Below are 19,992 nucleotides of genomic sequence, written 5' to 3' on the forward strand. Positions count from 1 at the left end.
ACGAAAAAGGTTCCGTGCCGGGGGCTGTATCGTCTTTTCAGATGCAGTTCGCAGGTTTCGGGATCAAAAAGCGCCCAGGATCTCACTCACGGTGGGGTGGGGCCACACGGTCCCGCGCAGCTGCTCTGCCGTCAGCCCTGCGTTGACGGCAGCGGTCAGGCCGCCGATCATCTCCCCCGCATGGGGGCACATCAGCTGAGCGCCCAGCAGCCGGCCGTCCTGCGCGTCAAAAACCAGCTTGGCAAAGCCGCGCTCCGCCCCCTCCAGCACCGCCCGGCCGTTGGCGGAGGTGAGCGATTTTTTCACTGTTACGGCCCGGCCCGCGGCTTTTGCCCCGTCTGCGGTCAGGCCCACACAGGCGATCTCCGGGTCGGTGAAAACGCAGGCCGGCAGGGCGGAAAGCTCTTTTGCGCCGCCTGCGCCGAACATGGCCCGCACCGCATTTTTTGCCTGCGCCTCCGCCACATGGGCCAGCTGGACGCCGCCCAGCACCAGGTCCCCCACGGCCCAGACGCCCGCAGCGCGCGTCTGAAAGCATTCGTCCACCGGGACGTACCCGCGCTCAAGGCCCAGGTCCACCCCTTCTCCCAACAGGCCGGCGGTGCAGGGCGCGCGCCCCGTACAGATCAGCACGCGTTCGCCCTTGGAAAAGCGCTCCTCGCCTTTCACCTCGTAACGGCAGCAAAGGCCGCCCTCTGCCGGGGCGATCTCTTTCACCGAAGCGCCGGTGACGATCTCAGCGCCCCGTTTTTTCAGGATCATGGCCAGATTCTGACCGATCTCCCGGTCCAGCGTCGGCAGCAGCCGGGGCGCCATCTCCAGCACCGTGACCCGCCGCCCCAGGGCGGTATAGATCTCGGCAAATTCGGCGCCGATGACCCCGCCGCCCAGGATGACCAGGCTGCCGCAATCCGCACCGCGGCCCGCCAGCAGGTCGTCGCTGGTCACCACGCCCGGCAGATCACTGCCCGGGATGGGGGGGGACGCCGGGCGGGAGCCCGCGGCCAGCAGGACGTGTTCCGCCGCATAGCGCTGCCCGTCCACCCGCACGACCCTGCCGGCTTCCAGCTTTGCAGTCCCGCGCAGAAGGGTCACCCCGCCGCGGGCGAGCAGCTGGCCGATCCCCTCGCGCAGGCGCGCGGTGGTCTCTTCCACATACTGAAACAGGGAGGTGAACTCACAGCGCAGCCCCTCTGCCCGCACGCCGACCGCCGCGCCCTCCGCGGCCGCTTTATAGACGTGCGCGGCGCGCAGCAGCGCCTTGGTGGGGATGCAGCCCCGGTTGAGGCAGGTCCCTCCCACTTCGTCTTTCTCGCACAGCGCCACCCGTTTGCCCAGGGCCGCCGCCTCGAGAGCGGCAGTGTAACCGCCCGGCCCCGCGCCGATCACGATCAGATCAAACTGTTCCATCCATTCCCTCCAGCAGTGCGGCGATATCCAGCGCCATCGCGCGGCGCTCCCCGCAGTCTTTTTTCCGTCCGGCCAGCGCCCGGACTGCACCGGCCAACGCCGGCGCCGCAAACGGAAGCCCCACAAGGGCCGTCTCCAGCTCCGCCGCCAGGCCGGCGTCCATCGCGTCGGTATAGACGGCCGCCGCCACCACCCGGCCCCCGGCGGCCGTGAGGCAGATCTCCGCCCCGCCCCAGGGCCAGCGGCCCGACAGCGTGCAATCCGCTTTTGGCTCCCTGCCGAAACGCCACGCTTCCGACCCGAACTTTTCTTCCAGCGCGCGCAGCCGTTCCGTGTCCGGCGGCCCTGTAAACGGCCGGGGCGTTTTTCCATAAACGGCTCCAAACGCGCCGATCAGGGCCTGCCGCAGTTGTTCCACGGTCAGGCCGGGCACATATTCCCGCAGGCCGCAGACCCGGGCGCGCACGGAAGCCACTCCTTTGGAGCGCAGTTTTTCGGGGTCTACCGCAAGGTAACGGGCCATTTTTTCGCCGTCCGCCGACAGCAGCAAAGTGCCGTGGTGATACCGCCTGTCCCCTGCCCGGTAAAAGGCGTTGCCGGAAAATTTGCGCCCCTCCGCCGTCAGGTCGTTGCGTCCGGTCTTTTCCGCCGGGACGCCCAGCCCCTGCACGGCCTGCAGCACCACCTGCAGCTGACGGTCCAGATCGTAAGCATCCCCGCGGGCAAGAAAGGTAAAGTTCAGGTTTTCCAGATCGTGATAGACCGCGCCGCCGCCCGACAGCCGCCGCACCAACCTGCCGCCGTCCGCCTCCAGCAGGTCAAGGCGGCACTCTCTGCGGCTGTTCTGATTGCGGCCGATCACCACCGTATTGCGGTTCTGCCACAGATAGAGCAGACACTGCCCCGGCTGCACCGTCTCCAGCAGCAGGGCTTCCAGCGCCAGGTTGCGCACCGGGTCGGTGCAGTCGGTGACAAGGTAAAGCAGTTCACAGCGTGTCAAAGCGGTACCTCAGTTTGGGGGCGCGGGCCGCGGCGACTTCGTCCGGCCTGCCCACCGGCGTGGTGCAGGGGGCGGCGTGCAGCGACTGCGGGTCCTCTGCGGCGCGCCGGAGGATGCCGGTGATCTGCGCTGCCGCCCAGTCCAGCGTCTCCTTGGACTCGGTTTCGGTGGGCTCAAACATCAGCGCCTCATGCACGATGAGGGGGAAATACATCGTCGGCGGGTGGATGCCGCAGTCCAGCATGGCTTTGGCCACATCCAGCGCCGTGACCCCGGTCTCCTTTTTGAGCCGCTCCAGCGTCACCACGAACTCGTGCATGCAGACGCCCGCACAGGCAGGGGGCGCATAGGGCGCCAGCAGCGCTTTGAGATAGTTGGCGTTGAGGACGGCGTTTTCCGACGCCTCGCTCAGGCCGTCGCCGCCCAGTGTGAGGATATAGGCCAGCGCCCGCACCACCACCAGAAAGTTGCCGTAAAAGGCTTTGACCGTGCCGATGCTCTTGGGCGGCGTTTCAAAGGCATATCCTCCGCCGGCGGCGGCCGCGCGAGGCGCCGGCAGAAACGGCGCCAGCAGCGCGCCTGCGCCAACCGCGCCGGAGCCAGGCCCGCCGCCGCCGTGCGGGGTGGAAAAGGTCTTGTGCAGGTTGAGGTGCACCACGTCGAAGCCCATGTCGCCGGGCCGGGCCACGCCCATCACCGCGTTCAGGTTTGCGCCGTCGTAATAGTTGAGGCCGCCCGCCTCATGGACGATGCGGGTGATCTGCAAAATATTTCTGTCAAACAGGCCCAGCGTGTTGGGGTTGGTCAGCATCAGGCCCGCCGTGTCCGGCCCTACCGCCGCGCGCAGCGCCTCCAAGTCCACGCAGCCGTCCGGGGCGGAGGGGATGTTGACCACCTCAAACCCGGCCATGGATGCCGAGGCGGGGTTGGTGCCGTGGGCGGAATCCGGCACGATGATCTTGGTGCGCGCCGCATCGCCCCTGTCCCGGTGATAGGCCTTGATGAGCAGCAGGCCGGTCAACTCGCCGTGCGCGCCCGCCGCAGGCTGAAAGGTCATCTGTTCCATGCCGGTGACCTCGCACAGCAGCGCCTCGGCCCGCGCCAGCACCTCCAGGCAGCCTTGTACCGTGTGCTGGGGCTGCAGCGGATGCACGCCGGCAAAGCCCGGCAGGGCCGCCAGCTCCTCGTGCAGCGCGGGATTGTACTTCATGGTGCAGGAGCCCAGCGGATAAAACCCGTCGTTGACCCCGTGCACGCGGCCCGCGAGCGCGGTGTAATGCCGGGACAGGTCCACCTCGGACAGTTCCGGCAACCGGGGCGGGTCTTTGCGGGCAAAGCGGCTTTCGAGAGGCCGCACCGGCACATCACAGGCCGGCAGCAACGCACAGCAGCGCCCGGGGACGCTCTTTTCAAAAATCAGTTTCATGCCCGTGCCACCTCCTGCGCGATCTCGACCAGACGGTCGATCTGTTCTTTTGTGTTTTTCTCGGTGACGCACCAGAGGATGCCGTCCTCCACCGGCAGCCCGCCCAGGATGTCCTGCTCCTCCAGCGCTTTCAGCAGCCGCTGCGGTTCCACCGGCGTGCGGGTGACAAACTCGTGGAAGAACTCCGCTTTCGGGTAGGCCAGTTCAAACCCCGGCGTCTCGCCCAGGCGCGATGCCAGATAATGCGCTTTAGAGGTGCACAGCTGCGCCGCCTGCGCCATGCCCTGCGGCCCCATGGCGGCCATGTAGACCGCAGCGGTCATGGCGCACAGCGCCTCGTTGGAGCAGATGTTGGAGGACGCCTTTTCGCGCCGGATATGCTGCTCGCGCGCCTGCAGGGTGAGCACAAAGCAGCGCTCTCCCCTGCTGTCCGTAGTCTCGCCGACGATGCGGCCGGGCAGCTTGCGGAACAGCTCGTGCGTGCAGGCCATGAAGCCCAGATACGGCCCGCCGAACGAGAGCGGCATGCCAAGCGGCTGGCCCTCTCCCACCGCGATATCGGCCCCGCACTCGGCCGGGGTTGCCAGCGCCGCGGCCGCGATGGGATCGACCCCCATGATGAACTTTGCGCCCGCCGCATGCACCGCCGCCCCGAAAGCGGCCGCATCCTCAAGCACACCGTAAAAGTTCGGCTGCTGCAGATAAAAGCAGGCGTCGCCGGCGGCCAGAAGTCCCTGCAGCGCCTCCAGGTCGGTGCGGCCGTCCCGCACCGGCACTTCGGCCACTTCCACCCCCGCGCCCTCACAGTAAGTCCGGACCGTGCTGCGCACGGCGGGATGGGCGGCGGCCGAGACCAGCACCCGGCTGTGCCGGCGGTCGCGGCACATGGCCGCAGCTTCCGCCGCCGCAGTGGCTCCGTCGTAGACCGAGGCGTTGGCCGCGTCCATGCCGGTGAGCTCGCAGATCATGGTCTGGTACTCAAAAATGGACTGCAGGATGCCCTGGCTGATCTCCGCCTGATAAGGCGTATAGGCGGTGACGAACTCCTCCTTTGCGGTCACCCGCTTGACGATGGAGGGGATATAGTGGTCATAAGCGCCTGCGCCGCGAAAAATGCTGCTGAAAACATGGTTTTTTGCCGCCATGGCGCGCAGCTCTGCCGCGACCTCCAGTTCCGACCTGCCCGTGCCCATCTTCAATTCGGGAAAGCGGATCTCCTGCGGCACATCTGCATAGAGCGCCTCAAACGACGGCACGCCGACCGCGCGCAGCATCTCTTCGCGCTGTGCGCCGGTGGACGGGATATAACTGCCCATCTGCACCCTTCCTTTCTGTCCCTCTGCGGGGGACGGGTCATTTTTCCTGTTCCGCCCGGCAGTGGGCCTCGTAGGCTGCGGCGTCCAGCAGCTCGCCGAACGCCTCGATCTCCTCCACCTCCACAAACCACGCCTCATAGGGGCTCTCATTGATCAGCTGCGGGCGATCCAGCAGTTCCTCGTTGATCGCCGCCACCGCACCGGTGACGGGGCTGTAGACGTCCGACACCGCCTTGACGCTCTCCACGTCCGCAAAGGCTTCCCCGTCGGTCACCGGGTCCCCCGGCTCGGGCAGATTGACAAAGACCAGATCGCCCAGCGCGTCCTGCGCATAATCGGTCAAGCCCACCCGCGCGGACGTATCGCTGATCTTTTCGACCCATTCGTGGGATTTGCTGTAGAGCAGATTCTCCGGAAAATTCATAATATTGCCCTCCCTGAAAAAATTGATGCTGTCCTGTGTTTCGTCTTTCGCACCGGGCGCGGCGGGCCGCCCTCTGCATTTTTATATGGTCTCGCCCCCGCCGCTTATGCGGCAACGGGGCGGATGGCCGAAAAAATAGCCTCCGGCTATTTTTTATTGCTTTGCAATAAAAAACAATTTATTTTGATTCGCCGTGGCCTGAGGACAGGCCACATGGCTACTAAAAAATAGCCTCCGGCTATTTTTTATTGCTCCGCAATAAAAAACAATTTATTTTGATTCGCCGTGGCCTGAGGACAGGCCACATGGCTATAAAAAATAGCCTCCGGCTATTTTTTATAGAACGGCAGCGGCACGACCTCCGCGGCGACCCTGCGCCCGCGCACGTCCACCTCCACCGATGTACCCACGGACGCGGCGTCCCTGTCCAGATAGGCCATGGCGCAGCTTACCCCCACGGCGGGGCAGTGGGTGCCCGAAGTGGTCACACCCACCTTTTTGCCGCCGGAATAAACGTCCTGTTCCTCCCGCAGCACGCCCCGGCCGGTGACCTTCAGCCCCGCGCGGACCTGTTTGGGCTCGCCTGCGGCCAGCAGCGCACCTTTGCCGATAAAGTCCGTTTTTTCCAGCTTGACCGCAAAGTTCAGCCCCGCCGTGATGGGGTCGATGACGGGCGACAGCTCATGGCCGTAAAGGGGCATCGCCGCCTCCAGCCGCAGCGTATCCCGCGCGCCCAGGCCGCAGGGGACCGCACCCGCGACGACCAGGGCGTCCCAGACGCCCGGCGCGTCGGCCGGGTCGAGATACAGTTCGTAGCCCGCCTCGCCCGTATAGCCGGTGCGGGAGACCATGCACCGCGCGCCCGCCACCTGCATCTCGGGGACAAAGGTGTAGTATTTCTGCGGCAGCTGCGCCGCGTCTGCCACGGTGGAGATCAGGGCCTTTGCCTGCGGCCCCTGCAGGGCGATCTGCGCCACGCGGGGCGACAGGTCCTGCAGTTCCACCTCCCCTTTCAGATGCGACCGCAGCCAATCCAGGTCCTTTTCCGTGTTGGCCGCGTTGAGCACCAGAAAAAACTGCTGCTGCGCCAGCCGGTAAACGATCAGATCATCCACCACGCCACCGTTTTCATACAGCATCAGCGTGTACCGCGCAGCGCCTTCCGGCATGCCGGTAAATCTGTTGGACAAAATGCGGTCGAGGTTCTCCTCCGCGTCCCTCCCGGTCAGCAGCGCCTCCCCCATATGGGAAACGTCAAACAGCCCGGCCTGCCCGCGCACCGCCATGTGCTCGGCAATGACCCCGCTTTTGTACTGCACCGGCAGCAGATACCCCGCAAAGGGCACCATTTTGCCCCCCAGTGCTACATGCTTTTCGTACAGAGGCGTCTTTTTCTCCAAACCGATCCCTCCTTTTTTGTGCCGCCGCCTGTGCGGGCCGCGGCCTTGACATTGGATAAACAATAAAAAACGGGGCGCACAGACATCCTGCGCGCCCCGTCATCCAACCTGAAAGATTCTCCCCGCCCGCGGCGGGGATTGCTTCTTCGGTGCCATCCATCTGGCTTTTCGGAGTTTTGTCCGCTGCCGGTCCCTTTGCCTGAGAGTTTTCGGCGTTTCCCCTTCGGCGCCGCATGACGCGGTCTCTCCCGGCAGCTTCATCCAGTGATTTACTTTTCTTGGGGTGTGAAAGCGCTGCTCCCACGCCATCCCTATATCCAGTTTCAGTATAGAAAAAACTTCCTATCTCGTCAACTGTAAACCCGTCTTTGCGAAAATTTTGAGCACTTCGCCCGTTTTAAATGCCAAATTTTAGTTACTTTTCCTTTTCCGCCGCTTTTCTCTGTTCCCGCTTCCAGGCCTCGATCTGTTCTTTGCGCTGTTTTACCCGGGCTTCCGCCCCCTCTTCTGTCGGGCGGTAGTAAACTCTGCCCTCCAGGGAATCCGGCAGACACTGCATGGCGCTGAGTTTTTCTGCGGTGTCATGGGCGTAGATATAGCCCTCGCCGTAGTGCAGGTCTTTCATCAGCCTTGTGGGCGCGTTGCGGATCTGCAGGGGCACCGGCTCGGCCAGCATCTTCTGCGCGTCCCGCTTGGCGCTCTCATACGCTGTGTACAGCGCGTTCGACTTGGGCGCCAGGGACAAAAACACCACCGCGTGGGTGAGGTGGACGCTGCATTCCGGCATGCCGATGAAATGGCAGGCCTGGTAAGCCGCCACCGCCACCTCCAAAGCCCGGCTGTCCGCCATGCCCACGTCCTCGCTGGCAAAACGCACCACCCGCCGCGCCACATAGAGCGGGTCCTCGCCGGCCTCCAGCATCCGCGCCAGCCAGTAGACCGCCGCGTCGGCGTCGCTGTTGCGCATGGATTTGTGCAGCGCCGAGATCAGGTTGTAGTGCTCTTCCCCATTTTTGTCGTAAAGCAGCGACTTTTTGCTCACGCACTGCTCGATGATCTCTTTTGTGACCCGGGTGCGCCCGTCCTCCAGCTCGCCGTTGAGCACGGCCATCTCCAGCGTATTCAGGGCAGTGCGCGCGTCGCCGTTAGCAAAATTTGCGATCATCGACAGCTCGTCGTCCCCGATCTCCACCGGCCGGCTGCCAAAGCCGTGCGGATCAGCGACGGCCCGCCGCAGCAGCCGGGCCAGATTCTCGGGCGCGAGGGCCTGCAGCACAAACACCTTGCAGCGGGAGAGCAGCGCCGAGTTGATCTCAAAAGAGGGGTTCTCCGTCGTGGCGCCGATCAGCACGATGCTGCCCTTTTCCACAAAGGGCAGGAAAGCGTCCTGCTGCGCTTTGTTGAAGCGGTGGATCTCGTCCACAAAAAGGATGGTCTTTTCTCCCATGCGGCGGTTTGCCTCCGCCTCGTCCATCACCTTTTTGATCTCTTTGATGCCGCTGGTCACGGCTGAAAAATCAATAAAATTTGCCCTGGTGCGCCGGGCGATGATGCGGGCCAGGGTGGTTTTTCCCACCCCCGGCGGCCCCCAGAAGATCATGGACGGGATCTCGTCCCGGTCGATGAGCTGGCGCAGCACCTTGCCCTCGCCCAGCAGGTGCTGCTGGCCCACAAAGCCGTCCAGCGTCTCCGGCCGCAGCCGGCTGGCCAGGGGGTTGGTCCTCTCCCGGTCGTCAAACAGCGAGCGCTGCTCCATCTGTGTTCCCCTCCATCCCGGCCCGCCCGGGGGCCGCTCTTCCGTTCTCGATCTGGCCGTTTTTTTCATTGTACACTTTTTCCGGCGCGAAAAAAAGAGCTGTTTTGTCCCGCCGCCTGTGCCCGGACGGAAGAAAACAGCCCTCATCTTTTTAAAGTTCCTTTGCAAAAGCGCCTTTCCACAGCCCCAGCAGGAGGAACGCCGCGCCGGCGGAGGAGAGCGCCGTTTGCAGGAGCCCCCACTTTGCGGCCACATCCCGCGCAGTCGGCGTCAGAGAAAACCATCTCTGCACCCCCTCTTCCATCTGCCGCCAAAGCTGTCCCCAAAAGGAAAAATCGCTCCAGCGGGCGGGCACAAGCGCGGGCGGCAGCAGCCGCAGCAGCGCGGGCAGAGCCAGGGCCAGGGCCAGCAGCAGCGCAAACCCCAGCAGCTGCCTTTGCGCGGGAGAAAGCGGGCGGCACACCTGCCCAAAAAGCCGAGCGGCGCACCACAGCGCCCCCACGGCCGCGGGCAGCAGGGCGGCCAGCGACGCCGCGGCCGCCAGCGCCGGGCCGTCTGCCGCCGCACTGGGGACAAGGCCCGCGCCCTGGGCAAAGCGCTGCGCCTGTTCCAGCGAGGTGTTCTGTCCGCGCGGCAGCAGCTCCACCGCCGTAAACGGGGTCTCGCCCCGCTCCTGCGGCTGCTGGCGCACCACACGTGCGGTTTTATCCGCAAACACGCCGCGCACTACACAGTGCCGGCCATCCAGCTCCAAATCCATCCCCACCGCCTGCCCGCTGCCCCAAAGCTTCCAGGCAAGGCTGTCGGAGACAGCGCAGCCCACCAGGTCTTTCGCCGAGGGCCAGCCGCCGTCGGTCAGCTGGCCCGGCGCCGCGGCGCCTGCCGGTTCGCCCCACACCAGCAGCTCTTCCGCCTGCACACAGCGCAAACCGCCGTCCGCTGCCGCCCCCTGCCGCAGGCCCCAAAACACCGGCTCAAAATCGCCCTCTGCAGCGGCTTCCCTCAGCGCGCGGGCCTGTGCCGCCGTCACCGGGGCGGCAAAGCGCAGAGAATAGCCCGGCAGCAGGCGCTGCAGCGACGCCGCGGCGCGGAACGCCAGCGCGGTCAGCAGCAGGTAGCACAGCCACAAAAGCAGCCGGGTCAGCTTTTTCCGTCGGGACCTGCTCATGTGTCCAGCTCCCGCACCCGGTCCCCCTCTGACACCGGTTTGTCACTTTCCGACACGATCCTGCTGCCCGGAGCGATCACGCCCTCGACCGCCGCCAGCTCCCCGCCGCTCTCGACCACCTCCACCGGGACCCGCACCAGGATGTTCTCAAACCCCAGCACGGTCTGCCTCTGTTCCATGGCCAGCACATAGTCGCCGCGGCTGTCGCTGCGGATCGCCCCCACCGGCAGGCAGGCGGTATAGTTCTGGCGGCTCAGCTCCGCTGTCACCAGCGCGCTCTGCCCCGGCCGCAGGGCAGAGCCCCCTTCCAGCGCGGCGCGGACGGTCACCATGCCGTTTTCATCCGCCGCGGCCAGCGAGGCCACGGTGCCGTTTATCGTTTTGCCCGCGCTTTCCGCCCGGACGGCAGAACCCGGCGCCATTTTTTTGGCCTCCTTTTCCGTCACCTGAAACACCACTTCAAAGCCGCTGTCCTCCGGCGCCAGCCAGGCTGCCGGAGCCTCCCCGGTACGCGTCCCCGCCGCCGCGTCCAGGCCCACCACCGTGCCCGCCCCGGGGGCGGCCAGGATCCCATCCGCTTCCCGCAGGGCCCGCAGCGCTCTGGCCGCGTCTTCTTTCTCCCGGATGTCCAGGCGCAGGGCCGCGGCGCTGATCTCGTTGTCCCTGCGGGTGTAGCCCGCCTGTTTTTCCGCCTCCCGCTGCGCTTTCGCCGCCGCGTCCCAGGCGCTTTGGGCGTCGCTTACCGACCGCCCGGCGGAAAGGTCCGCCGCGGCCGCCTGTTCTTTTGCTTCTTTCAAGGCGCCGGCGGCCTGCTCCCTGCGGGCGTCTGCCTCGGCCAGCGCCGCCTCCGCGGCCGCCAGCTGTTCCCCGCTCGCCGGCGGGTCCTGCTGGGTGCGCAGGGCGTCCAACTCCACCGCCTTTGCCGCTGCGTCCGCCGCCGCCGCGTCCAGCGCCGACTGCGCCCCTGCCTGTGCCGCCTGTGCCGCCGCCCGCTGGCTCTCCGCGTCTGCTTTGGCCCTCTCCAGTGCCGTGGCCGCGCCCGAGAGGGCGCCGGTGTCCACCTGCACGCCGTCCAGCAGTTTTTGCAGCTCCAGGCGCATCCGTTCCAGTTCCAGCTCGGCCCTGGCCAGCGCTTCGGCCGCTTCCTCCCCGTCCAGCTGCAGCAGCGGGTCTCCCTCTTTTATTTTTTGTCCGGGCTGCGCCAGCCACTTTTTTACTGTAAGCCCCGCCGGCGCCGCGACCCCCAGCGGGTCCGCGGCCTGCACCGTGCCCCCCGCCTGCAGAGCCTGCACGATCTCCCCCGCCGCCGGGCGGGACAGGCCCACCCGGGGCAGCGTGGCCGCCGCGGCGCCGCGCGCCACCAGCGTAAACACCAGCATCAGAGAGAAGAAGCGCAGGATGTTGCCCAGCGCCCGCCGCTGGCTGTCCTCCGCCGGGCGGGGCAGCCGCGCGGCCAGCGCCCGCGATCTTTCTTTGAATTCAAGCCATTTCATAGAGGGTCACTCCTTGAGTCCGCTCGACTGGATGCCAAGCTCCAGATATTTTTGCCCAAACAGGAAAATGAGTACCGACGGGGCCAGCATCAGCAGGCTGGACACCATCGCCAGCCCCAGCTTTTCGGCCGCGATCTCCGGCAGATAAAGAGAAAGCGGCCACAGAGACCGGGTCTTTAAAAAGGTCATGGGCTGTTCGATGGCGTTCCAGCACTCAAGAAAGCCCAGTACCAGAGCCGAGAGGATGCCCGGCATGCCCAGCGGCAGGCCGATCCTGAAAAAGGTCTGCAGCGGGCCCGCGCCGTCCAGCGCGGCCGCCTCCAGCAAAGCGTCAGGCACCGCGTCAAAGCCTTTCGCCATGATAAAAATCGGAAAAGTCGAAAACATGCCGGGCAAAATGACCGCCCAGAGAGTGTCCATCAAGCCCAGGCCGTCCGCGACCAGATAGCTGGGCACCATCGTCACCTGGAAAGGCATCAGCATCAGCACGATGTAGACGGTGAAAAGCAGCCTGCGGCCCCGGAACCGGAAGCGGGAAAAAGCCCAGGCCGCAGGCGCGCCCACCAGCAGCTGCCCCAGCACGGTGGGGAACACCAGCTTGCAGGTGTTCCAGAACATGACAAAGAATTGCGGGGTGTCCAGCAGCAGCTCCGCCAGCGGCTGCAGTGTGGGCCAGCTGGGCAGCAGCGGCCAAAATGCCTCTCCCTCCCGCCCGGCCAGAACCGGCCCAAGGGCCGCGTTCAGTTCGTCCAAAGGCATCAGCGCGCCCTCCGCCATGGACCAGAGCGGCCACCACACCAGCAGCGCCAAAGCCGACAGCAGGCAGAACAGAAAAAGGCGGGAGAGCGCTTTTGCGCGTTTTCCGGGCCGGTTCACAGCTCATCCCCCCTGTTCAGGACGCGCTGAAACAGCAGGATCACCGTCAGCAGCACCGCCGCCACCAGCACTGCGGCAGCCGACAGCCGGCCCAGGTCCAGATCTGCAAACCAGTTGTTGAACAGATGCTGCAGCAGATAAATATCGGTCTGCGGATAACTGCCCGCCACCAGGTACGCCTCTCTGAAGACCTTGAACGTGTTCAGCAGGCTGAGCACCGCGGTCATGAACAGGGTGGGCAGCAGACCGGGCAGCGTGATGTGGCAGAAGCACTGGAAATTCGACGCCCCATCCACCCGCGCGGCCTCGTAAAGGCTCTGCGGGATGCCGTCCAGCCCCGCCATCCAGAGGATCATGTCGTACCCGCTGTTTTTCCACAGATAGGTGAAAATCAGCACCCAGAAAGCCGCGCCCGTGCCCATGAAATCCACCGGCCGGCTGCCCATTGCGGACAGCAGGCTGTTCGCGATGCCGTTCTGGGCGAACAGCGCCTGCCACAGCAGGGCGATGCTGGCCACCGGCACCGCCATGGGGACGAGATAGGTGGTCCTGAACAGCCGCCCGCCGCCCTTTGCCGCCCGCACCATCAGCGCCAGCGCCAGGCTGAGGACCAGCAGCAGGGGCAGGCAGACTGCGATAAAGCGCGCAGTGTTTTTTGCCGCCAGGCGGAAAGCGCTGTTTGCCAGCACCGACTGGTAGTTCGCAAGCCCCACAAAGCTGCCGCCCATGGGGTCAAAAAAGCTGCGGCGCACCGTGTCTGCGAAAGGGAACAGCACAAAGAGCAGCACCCCGGCCAGACTGGGCGCGAGAAACGCCCAGGCGGCGCGCGGGGGCGCGGCGCGGTCAGCGCCGCTCTTCGAAATAGAGCCGCGTCGCCTCCATGGCGTTTGCCACCGCCTGTTCAAGGGTACAGCTTTTGTCGTAAAATTTTGTCGCCTGCTCATAGATGGTTTCCTTTAACTGATCGTTGGATTTGCTTGCCGCCCCGGCCCCGGAGAGCAGCGCAGCGCTGTCGAACACAAGGCCCGCCGGGTAGCTGTTTTCCGGATGCTGCTCCTGCCAGTGCCGGATGCTCTGCCGCAGCTGCTCCTGCAGCGCGGCCAATGCCTCCCGCCGCACCGGCAGGCCCTCATAGTAATTTTTTGCAGCCTGCACGGGCTGGGAGAGCAGCGCCCCGACAAATTTTTTTGCCAGCTCTTTCTGCGCCGCGTTTACCGGCACGGCGGCGCTGATCCGGGGCAAAAAAGCGCCGCCGGGCATCAGGGCGACCTGGGTGTCGCGCAGCCAGAAAGGCCCGTTCAGATTTGCGAGATCCTCCAGCAACACCGCGCACTGGCATGCCGCGCCGTACTTGTACGCCTCGATCTGGAGCGGAAAACAGTACTCCTGCCCGCCGTCCAGGTCCATGACGGTACCGCTCACCCTGCCGCTCGGCTCCGCCGCCAGGCCGTATTTTTCGCTGATCGCCCCGGTGGCGGAAAACAGTTCGGTCAGCGCCGCCTCGTCGCAGCCCTTGTCGGTCAGCAGCCGCGGCGCGGCCGCCGCGTAAAACACGTCGAACAGGGCCCTCCAGTCGTCAAAATACAGCAGCGGCTGGTCCGCCCCCGCAAAGCCGGTGACCTCTCCCGCCGCGGGCAGGCCCCTGCCGGCCGCTGCCGCTGCGGCCAGGGCGGAAAGGCTGCCGTTTTCAACGCGGGTGCCCGCCTGTGCCAACAGCACGGGCAGCTGCACCCTGGCCGGATAGGCGTAGGTTTTGCCGTCCAGCGTCCAGGCGGTAAACAGATTTTCAAAATAGTCCGCTTCCTCCACAAGGCCGGTGAGATCTTCCAGCAGCCCCTTTTCCATCAGGCTGTCCGCGGGCAGGCCGTCCAGGATCAGCAGGTCCGGGGCGTCCCCGGTCAGCAGCGCGGCGTTCAGGCTGCGGATGATGTCGGCGTCCGACAGACCGGCGTCCCCGGTCTCGTGCCCCAGCTGCAGCACCACGTCCACCTGCGGATTTTCTTCTTTGAAAGCGCTGATCGCGGCGTTGAGGGTCAGGCTGCCGCGCAGGGACCAGACGACCAGCGAATTCTCCCCGCGCACCAGGGCGTCGGGGTCGTAGGCGTACAGGCACAGGGCGCCGCCCCCGCGCGTGTCATAGGCCACGCAGAGGGCGCCGTCCTGCAGCGGCAGCACCCCGCGCAGAGAGGTGTCCGGCGCCTGGAAGCGGTTGCCGGTGCCGGCAAAAAGATCTTCCGTCACACTGCCCCCCGCTGCGATCAGGGAAAGCCCCTCCGCCGACACGGCCCACACGGCGCCGTCCGGCCCCAAAGCGCCAAGCGCCCCGGTCCCCAGCGGGCGGCGCGCAGTTTCCTGCCCGCCGGTGAGGTCGTAGGTCACCTGTTCGCCGCCCGCGGTGAACAGCTCCAGTTTTTCCCCTCTGACCCCAAAATCAGCGCCCGGCTCTACGGAGAACTGCTGTTTCACCTGCCCCGAAGCGCCGTCGATCACCAGCATGACGGTCCCGCCGCCGGAGAGGGCCAGCACAAAAACGCTCTGGTCCGCGCCGGTCCGCAGCTGCAGGGGGCGCGCGCCGCTTTCCGCCCCGGCGGTCCCGATCTGCCGCAGGCCATCCTCCCCTTTGTAAAACAGCCCTATCCCGTCCTGCGCGGGGGCGGCTGCCCAGACCGCGCCGTCCCCGTCCAGGCAGAGCGCGATCTCCCGGCTGCCCGCCAGCGCGCAGAGTTCCTCATACCAATCCGTATTCTGCGGCTGCCAGGTGGCGCCGCCGTCGCCGCTCTCATACCAGTCCAGGTCGCCTGCAAGGTAGCACAGCCTGCCGTCGGCAAGCTGGAACAGGCCGCGGGCCCGTTTTTCCTGCGCGCCGGGGGGCGTGATCTCCCGCTCCACATAGCGCCCGGCCGCCTGCGCCGCCGCGGGGATCCTGCCGCAGCCCGCGGCGCAGACCGCCAGCGCACCGCAGAGCAAAAGGGATAAAAAACGCTTCATCGTGCATCGCTCCTTTTTTCAAGATACCCGTATGCTATCAGCCGTTTCTTAAATTAAGCTTTAAACCCTGTCGTCCATGGCAGGTTTAAGGAAAAGTTAAGACTTTTTTGTTACTTTTAGAGCGGGTGGTTCGTTTTCCGAACAGGAGGGTCCTGCCCTGCCCATTCAATAAAACGGCTGAGAGTGAAAAAAGGAGCCATGAAAATGCGTATCTTGCTGATTGAGGACGACGCGCCGCTGCGGGAGGCGGTGGCGGCCAAGCTGCGTGCCGAGGGCTTTGAAGTGACCTGCTGCGCCGACGGGGACGAGGGCGGCTGGCAGCTGAGCCAGGACGCGTGGGACCTGGTGCTGCTGGACCGCATGCTGCCCGGGCAGGACGGTCTTTCCCTGCTGCGCGGCCTGCGCCGCCGGGCCAGCCAGACGCCGGTGCTGCTGCTCACTGCGCGGGGCACGGTGAGCGACCGGGTAGAGGGGCTGGACGCGGGGGCGGACGACTATCTTGTCAAGCCCTTTGATCTGCGGGAACTGACCGCCCGGGTGCGGGCCCTGAGCCGCCGCCCTATCCTGGCGCGGGACAGCCTGCCCGGGGCGGGCGGGCTGTCGCTGGACGAGGCCGGATGTGTGCTGACCGGGCCGGCGGGGCGCTGCACCCTTTCGCGGCGCGAGTGCGCGCTGCTCTCCCTGCTGCTGCAGAACGCGGGCCGCACCCTGTCCCGCGAGACCCTGCTGGCCCGGGTATGGGGCCCGGATGCCGAGGTGGAGGGCGCGGTGCTGGACACCTATATCCACTTTGTGCGCCGCCGCCTTGCCGCGGTGGGCGCGCGGGCGGAGATCCGCAACCGGCGCGGCGTGGGCTATCTGCTGTGCGGGGAGGAGGCGGTATGATCAAAAAGCTGCGCCGCCGCCTGACGCTGCACTACGCCGCCCTTTCCGGCCTGGTGCTGCTGGCCACCTGCGTCTCAGGCTTTCTGCTCTCTGCGCGGCAGCAGCGGGCCGCCGACGAACTTCTCTTTCAGACACATCTCTCCGACCTGACCGGCCGCCTGCAGTTTGACCGGCGCATCAGCGGCGACTGGCTGGCCCGGTTCGAGGCAGAAAACCGGCTGGCGGTCTTTTTGTGGGACGCGGGCCAGCCGATGAAGTTTGAGGGCGCGGCCTGGCTGCCCACCGACCGGCGCGGCGCGCTGGCCCGCGCGGCGCGGGAGAGCGCTTTTGCTGCGGGCTTCCGCCCGGAGGACCGGCCCCTGCGCTATGCCGCCGCCCCCGCTGCGCTGGAAGAGGACGATCTGCGCTTTCGCGGCGTGGCGGCGGCCTTTCCCCTGGAGGACGGCGGCTGGCTCCATCTGCTTTTGCTGCGCGACCTTGCCCCGCAGCGCGCCGCACTGAAAATGCTGGCCCTGCGCTGGACAGCGCTTTTCTTTGCCGCCGGCGCGGCGCTGACGCTGGCCGGGCGCTGGCTGTCCGGGCGGGCGGCTGCGCCAGTGCGGGACAGTCTGCGCCGGCAGGCGGAATTCGTCGCCGCCGCCAGCCATGAGCTGCGCGGGCCTTTGGCCGTCATCACCTCCAGCGCCGACCTGATGGCCGAAGGGATGCAGGGGCCGTATCTCGCCAATATTTGCGGCGAGGCCCGCCGCATGGCGGGCCTCGTCGAGGATCTTCTCACGCTGGCGGGGGCTGAGGCGGCCGCCGCCCCGCCCGCCGTGCCGGTGGAACCCGACACCCTGCTGATCGAAGCTTACGACCGGTTTGCCCCCGTCTGCGCGCAGCGCGGACTGCGGCTGTGCGCGGCTCTGCCGCCCTCCCCCCTGCCCCCGGTCGCCGGGGACCCGGAGCGGCTCATGCAGATCCTTTCAGCCCTGCTCTCCAACGCCTGCGCTTACACTCCGCCGGGCGGAACAATCAGCCTTTCCGGCCGGGTGCAGCGCGGGCGGGTGCTGCTGCAGGTCGCGGACACCGGGCCCGGCGTGCCCGGGGCGCTGCGGGAAAAAATATTCGAGCGCTTTTACCGCGCCGAACCGTCCCGCACCGATAAGGCGCACTACGGGCTGGGCCTGCCGGTGGCCCGGCAGCTGGCCGCGCTGTACGGGGGCCGTCTCACCGCCGGCGAAGCGGAGGACGGCGGGGCCCTGTTCACCCTGTCCCTGCCTGTTCCCACCTGCCGCACGGCGCCGCGGCGGGACGAAAAGCACCGCGCGGCGGGCCCTGGTCCCGGCAGCGGTCAGCCGCGCTCCGCCAGATAAAGCGCCGTCTCGCTTTTGATCTGCTCCAGCGCAGCCTCCACCGTCAGCTCGCCCTTGCAGCAGGCCTCGGCTCCCGCGCTGATCTTTTCCTTTAACGTGGCGTCTGCCAGCATCGGGGTCTTCAGCCCCGCGAGCAGGGCGTCCATGTCCGTGCCGGACAGCTGCCCGGCGCTGAAAGAATATTTTACATCCTCCTGGGCGGCGGCGCGGCGCAGCTGGGCGTCCAGCCCGGCCCGCAGCGCGGGCAGCCCGTCGCCGACAGAGTAGTCCTGCACCTCGTGGGAGAGCATGGTCTCAAGAAAAGCCGCAGCCAGCTCTTTTTGCCCGCTCTTTTCGCTGATGCCGGCCAGGGCGTGCGGCACCCACGCCCCGTCTGCAAGCCCCGGCAGCAGCCGGGCCTGTGTCCCCTCCTCAATGCCCGCGGCATACTGGGCCAGCATCAGATCCATCATCTCGCCGCAGCCCGCCAGGGCGCGCCCGTTGCTGTAGCCCATCACGCTGCCCGGGATATTGGTGAAGCCGCCGCCCGTGCCGCCGGAGATCACCAGGCCGCCGCTCCAGCCGCCGCTCTCCCCGCCCAGGCCGCAGCGGTCCGAGATGGTCTTCAGCGCTTCCAGGAAAGTGCGCAGGTTGGTCTCGTCCACCCCGTTTTCCCGGTTGGCAAGGGCCGAGGCGTTGGCGCTGTAGAACAGCTCGAACAGCTCCTGCCAGCTCTGAAAGGAGAGCACGGGGCGCTGCCCCTCCGGCAGCGGGGAGAACGCTGCCTCCTGGCCGCCGCCGGCCGGGCTGCCGCTGCCAGCCGCCACCGCCCCGGCCAGCTGGGTGAGGGTGTTCCAGTCCGTGCCGCGCCCGGAAGCGGTGAAGAGTGCCGGGATGCCGAACCGGGTGGGTAGCGCAAAAAGCCCTTTTTCCGTCTCGAAAGACTTTACCAGCTGCGGGATGACGCCGCTGGTGTCCAAAAGGCCCGCAAGGTCTGCCAGCACCCCTTTGTCGATATAGGACTCAAAGGGCAGGCCGTCCAGGATGAGCACGTCCGGCCCCTGTCCGGCCACCAGCTCGGTGTTCAGGGCACGCAGCGCATCCTCCCGCTGCTGGCTGCCCGCCCCCTCTTCCAGCGCCACTTCATAGTTCACCTGTACGTCCGAATGCGCCTGCTGAAACGCCGTGATCGCAGCCCTTGCCGTGGAGGAATCGGTAAGCGAATACACCGTCAGCTCTTTATCCGGGCGGCTGAGCATCTCGGGGTCGTAGACATACCGCATCAGCCGGCTGCTGCCATCCGGCAGGGACAGCGCCGCGAGAAAATCTCCCTGCGCGGTGCGCGCAAAGGCGTTGATCCCATAGGTGGGGGAGCCGAAGCTGTAACGGCTGCCCTCCATCAGGGCTTCTGACAAAGTGCCGCCCGGTGTGAGCCGGTAGACTCCCTGGGTGTTGATATAATAAAAGTTGCCCTCGCTGTCCGCCGCCGCGCCCAGCGCCATTTCGGGGCTGCCCTGGCCGCCGTGAAAGCCGCTGTCCCGCGCCCCGTCCTCCAGGCTGTAGGCGCTCAGGCCGCCCTCATAGTCGGAAACCAGGAATCTGTCTCCGGCAAGGGCCACCTGGTAGACGTCCTGCCCGCTCAGGTCGGTGAGCAGCGCGCCGGTTGAAAGATCGAACACCGCATTGGCGATGCCGTCCACGTTAAAGGCGCCGGCGGGGGCGCTGTCTCCGTCCTCCGCGTCCTCCGCGCCCGCCTCTGCGGCTGCAGCCGCAGAGGCCTGGACGCCGCCTGACGCCCTTTCCCCCATATACTGCAGGTAGAGACGGTCGTCCGACAGCAGCTTTGCGTCTATGACCGTGCCCCCTGCGCCCAGCCTTTCTTCCAGCTCAGGCAGCGCCAGCTGCACTTTCTGTCCGTCCTGCGCGACTTTCCAGCAAGAAAAGCCCTGTTCCTCTGTTTTGACCATCAGCAGCAGGCTGCCGTCTGAGAGGGCCAGGGCCGCCTGCAGCCCCTCAAACTCCTGCTGCCACGAGACGTCCAGCGCCTGCCAGGTGGCCCCGTTGTCCTGCGATCTGCTGTGATGCAGGGCGGGCTCGCCCCCCTGGGCCGGCTGGTCGTACCACAGATAATCGACGCTGCCGTCCGGGTGGGCATACAGGCCCGACGGCAGGCCCGCTCCGCTGCCCTCCGGGGTGACGTTGCTCTCCACAAAACGTCCCTTTGCCTGTGTCTGTGCCCCGGCGGCCCCGCTGCTCCCCGCCCCGGCGCTGCAGCCTGCGGCCAGCATCGTCGACGCCGCCAGAAGCAGGCAGGCCAATCGTTTTTTTATCTTCAAGATGATCGCCTCTCTCTTTCCTGTCATCGCGGGAGCCCTGCCCCCGTCCATGTCTCAAACTATACCGCCGCCATCCTTGAAAAATCCTTAAAAAGCAGAGCGGGCGGACCGTTTTCACAGTTTTTTCATCCCCCGCACCTGCTTTTCAGGACCTTTTAAGGTAATATAAGTTAGACTGGC

At 66.3% G+C, this 19,992-nt stretch carries 15 protein-coding genes and 1 riboswitch; of the genes, 2 read left to right on the forward strand and 13 right to left on the reverse strand.

Annotated features, from left to right (window positions below):
* Positions 1-63: 63 nt before the first annotated feature.
* The 12 genes from lpdA to H8S23_RS01200 all read right to left on the reverse strand — a co-directional run bounded on the left by lpdA (position 64) and on the right by H8S23_RS01200 (position 15,257).
* Positions 64-1,410: a dihydrolipoyl dehydrogenase gene (gene lpdA / locus H8S23_RS01145; protein ID WP_186886480.1), complete on the reverse strand. Its 1,347-nt coding sequence runs from the start codon at positions 1,408-1,410 to the stop codon at positions 64-66.
* Entirely contained in the window at positions 1,397-2,410 is a 1,014-nt protein-coding gene (lplA, locus tag H8S23_RS01150; protein WP_186886481.1) for a lipoate--protein ligase, read from the reverse strand. The genes lpdA and lplA overlap by 14 nt, the downstream gene beginning before the upstream one ends.
* Positions 2,397-3,836: an aminomethyl-transferring glycine dehydrogenase subunit GcvPB gene (gene gcvPB, locus H8S23_RS01155; RefSeq protein WP_186886482.1), complete on the reverse strand. Its 1,440-nt coding sequence runs from the start codon at positions 3,834-3,836 to the stop codon at positions 2,397-2,399. Before gcvPB ends, lplA begins: the two co-directional genes overlap by 14 nt.
* Positions 3,833-5,152: an aminomethyl-transferring glycine dehydrogenase subunit GcvPA gene (gene gcvPA / locus H8S23_RS01160; protein WP_186886483.1), complete on the reverse strand. Its 1,320-nt coding sequence runs from the start codon at positions 5,150-5,152 to the stop codon at positions 3,833-3,835. The genes gcvPB and gcvPA overlap by 4 nt, the downstream gene beginning before the upstream one ends.
* 37 nt (positions 5,153-5,189) lie before the next feature.
* The gene (gcvH, locus tag H8S23_RS01165) at positions 5,190-5,576 is read right to left on the reverse strand and encodes a glycine cleavage system protein GcvH (protein WP_186886484.1); all 387 of its coding nucleotides are present in this window, start codon (positions 5,574-5,576) and stop codon (positions 5,190-5,192) included.
* Between the two features lie 329 nt (positions 5,577-5,905).
* Positions 5,906-6,976 carry a glycine cleavage system aminomethyltransferase GcvT gene (gene gcvT, locus H8S23_RS01170; RefSeq protein ID WP_186886485.1) on the reverse strand — a complete coding sequence of 357 codons (1,071 nt, stop codon included), beginning with the start codon at positions 6,974-6,976 and terminating at the stop codon, positions 5,906-5,908.
* Positions 6,977-7,153: 177 nt separating this feature from the next.
* A riboswitch (glycine riboswitch) is annotated at positions 7,154-7,237 on the reverse strand.
* 154 nt (positions 7,238-7,391) lie between these two features.
* Positions 7,392-8,732 (reverse strand): replication-associated recombination protein A, encoded by a 1,341-nt coding sequence (locus H8S23_RS01175; protein ID WP_186886486.1) that lies wholly within the window; start codon positions 8,730-8,732, stop codon positions 7,392-7,394.
* A 151-nt stretch (positions 8,733-8,883) separates the two neighbouring features.
* Positions 8,884-9,900, reverse strand: coding sequence for a hypothetical protein (locus H8S23_RS01180; protein ID WP_186886487.1), 1,017 nt, complete (start codon positions 9,898-9,900; stop codon positions 8,884-8,886).
* Positions 9,897-11,393: an RND family efflux transporter gene (locus tag H8S23_RS01185; RefSeq protein WP_186886488.1), complete on the reverse strand. Its 1,497-nt coding sequence runs from the start codon at positions 11,391-11,393 to the stop codon at positions 9,897-9,899. Before H8S23_RS01185 ends, H8S23_RS01180 begins: the two co-directional genes overlap by 4 nt.
* 6 nt (positions 11,394-11,399) lie before the next feature.
* The gene (locus H8S23_RS01190; RefSeq protein ID WP_423717439.1) at positions 11,400-12,269 is read right to left on the reverse strand and encodes a carbohydrate ABC transporter permease; all 870 of its coding nucleotides are present in this window, start codon (positions 12,267-12,269) and stop codon (positions 11,400-11,402) included.
* On the reverse strand, positions 12,266-13,045 hold the full coding sequence (locus H8S23_RS01195; RefSeq protein WP_341479873.1) for a carbohydrate ABC transporter permease: 780 nt from the start codon (positions 13,043-13,045) through the stop codon (positions 12,266-12,268). The genes H8S23_RS01190 and H8S23_RS01195 overlap by 4 nt, the downstream gene beginning before the upstream one ends.
* 67 nt (positions 13,046-13,112) lie before the next feature.
* Positions 13,113-15,257, reverse strand: coding sequence for an ABC transporter substrate-binding protein (locus H8S23_RS01200; RefSeq protein ID WP_186886490.1), 2,145 nt, complete (start codon positions 15,255-15,257; stop codon positions 13,113-13,115).
* 204 nt (positions 15,258-15,461) lie between these two features.
* Here H8S23_RS01200 and H8S23_RS01205 point away from each other — a divergent pair, with 204 nt between their 5' ends.
* Together H8S23_RS01205 and H8S23_RS01210 are read left to right on the forward strand one after the other, a co-directional pair.
* Complete coding sequence (locus H8S23_RS01205; RefSeq protein WP_186886491.1) at positions 15,462-16,142, forward strand: response regulator transcription factor; 681 nt, start codon at positions 15,462-15,464, stop codon at positions 16,140-16,142.
* Complete coding sequence (locus H8S23_RS01210; protein ID WP_186886492.1) at positions 16,139-17,497, forward strand: sensor histidine kinase; 1,359 nt, start codon at positions 16,139-16,141, stop codon at positions 17,495-17,497. The genes H8S23_RS01205 and H8S23_RS01210 overlap by 4 nt, the downstream gene beginning before the upstream one ends.
* On the opposite strand, the gene H8S23_RS01215 is transcribed toward H8S23_RS01210, so the two are convergent.
* Positions 17,476-19,812, reverse strand: a complete 2,337-nt coding sequence (locus tag H8S23_RS01215) for an extracellular solute-binding protein (RefSeq protein ID WP_186886493.1) — start codon at positions 19,810-19,812, stop codon at positions 17,476-17,478. The genes H8S23_RS01210 and H8S23_RS01215 overlap by 22 nt on opposite strands.
* Between the last annotated feature and the right edge of the window lie 180 nt (positions 19,813-19,992).

It is taken from the genome of Anaerofilum hominis, assembly GCF_014287275.1.
GTDB classification, from domain to species: domain Bacteria; phylum Bacillota; class Clostridia; order Oscillospirales; family Ruminococcaceae; genus Pygmaiobacter; species Pygmaiobacter hominis.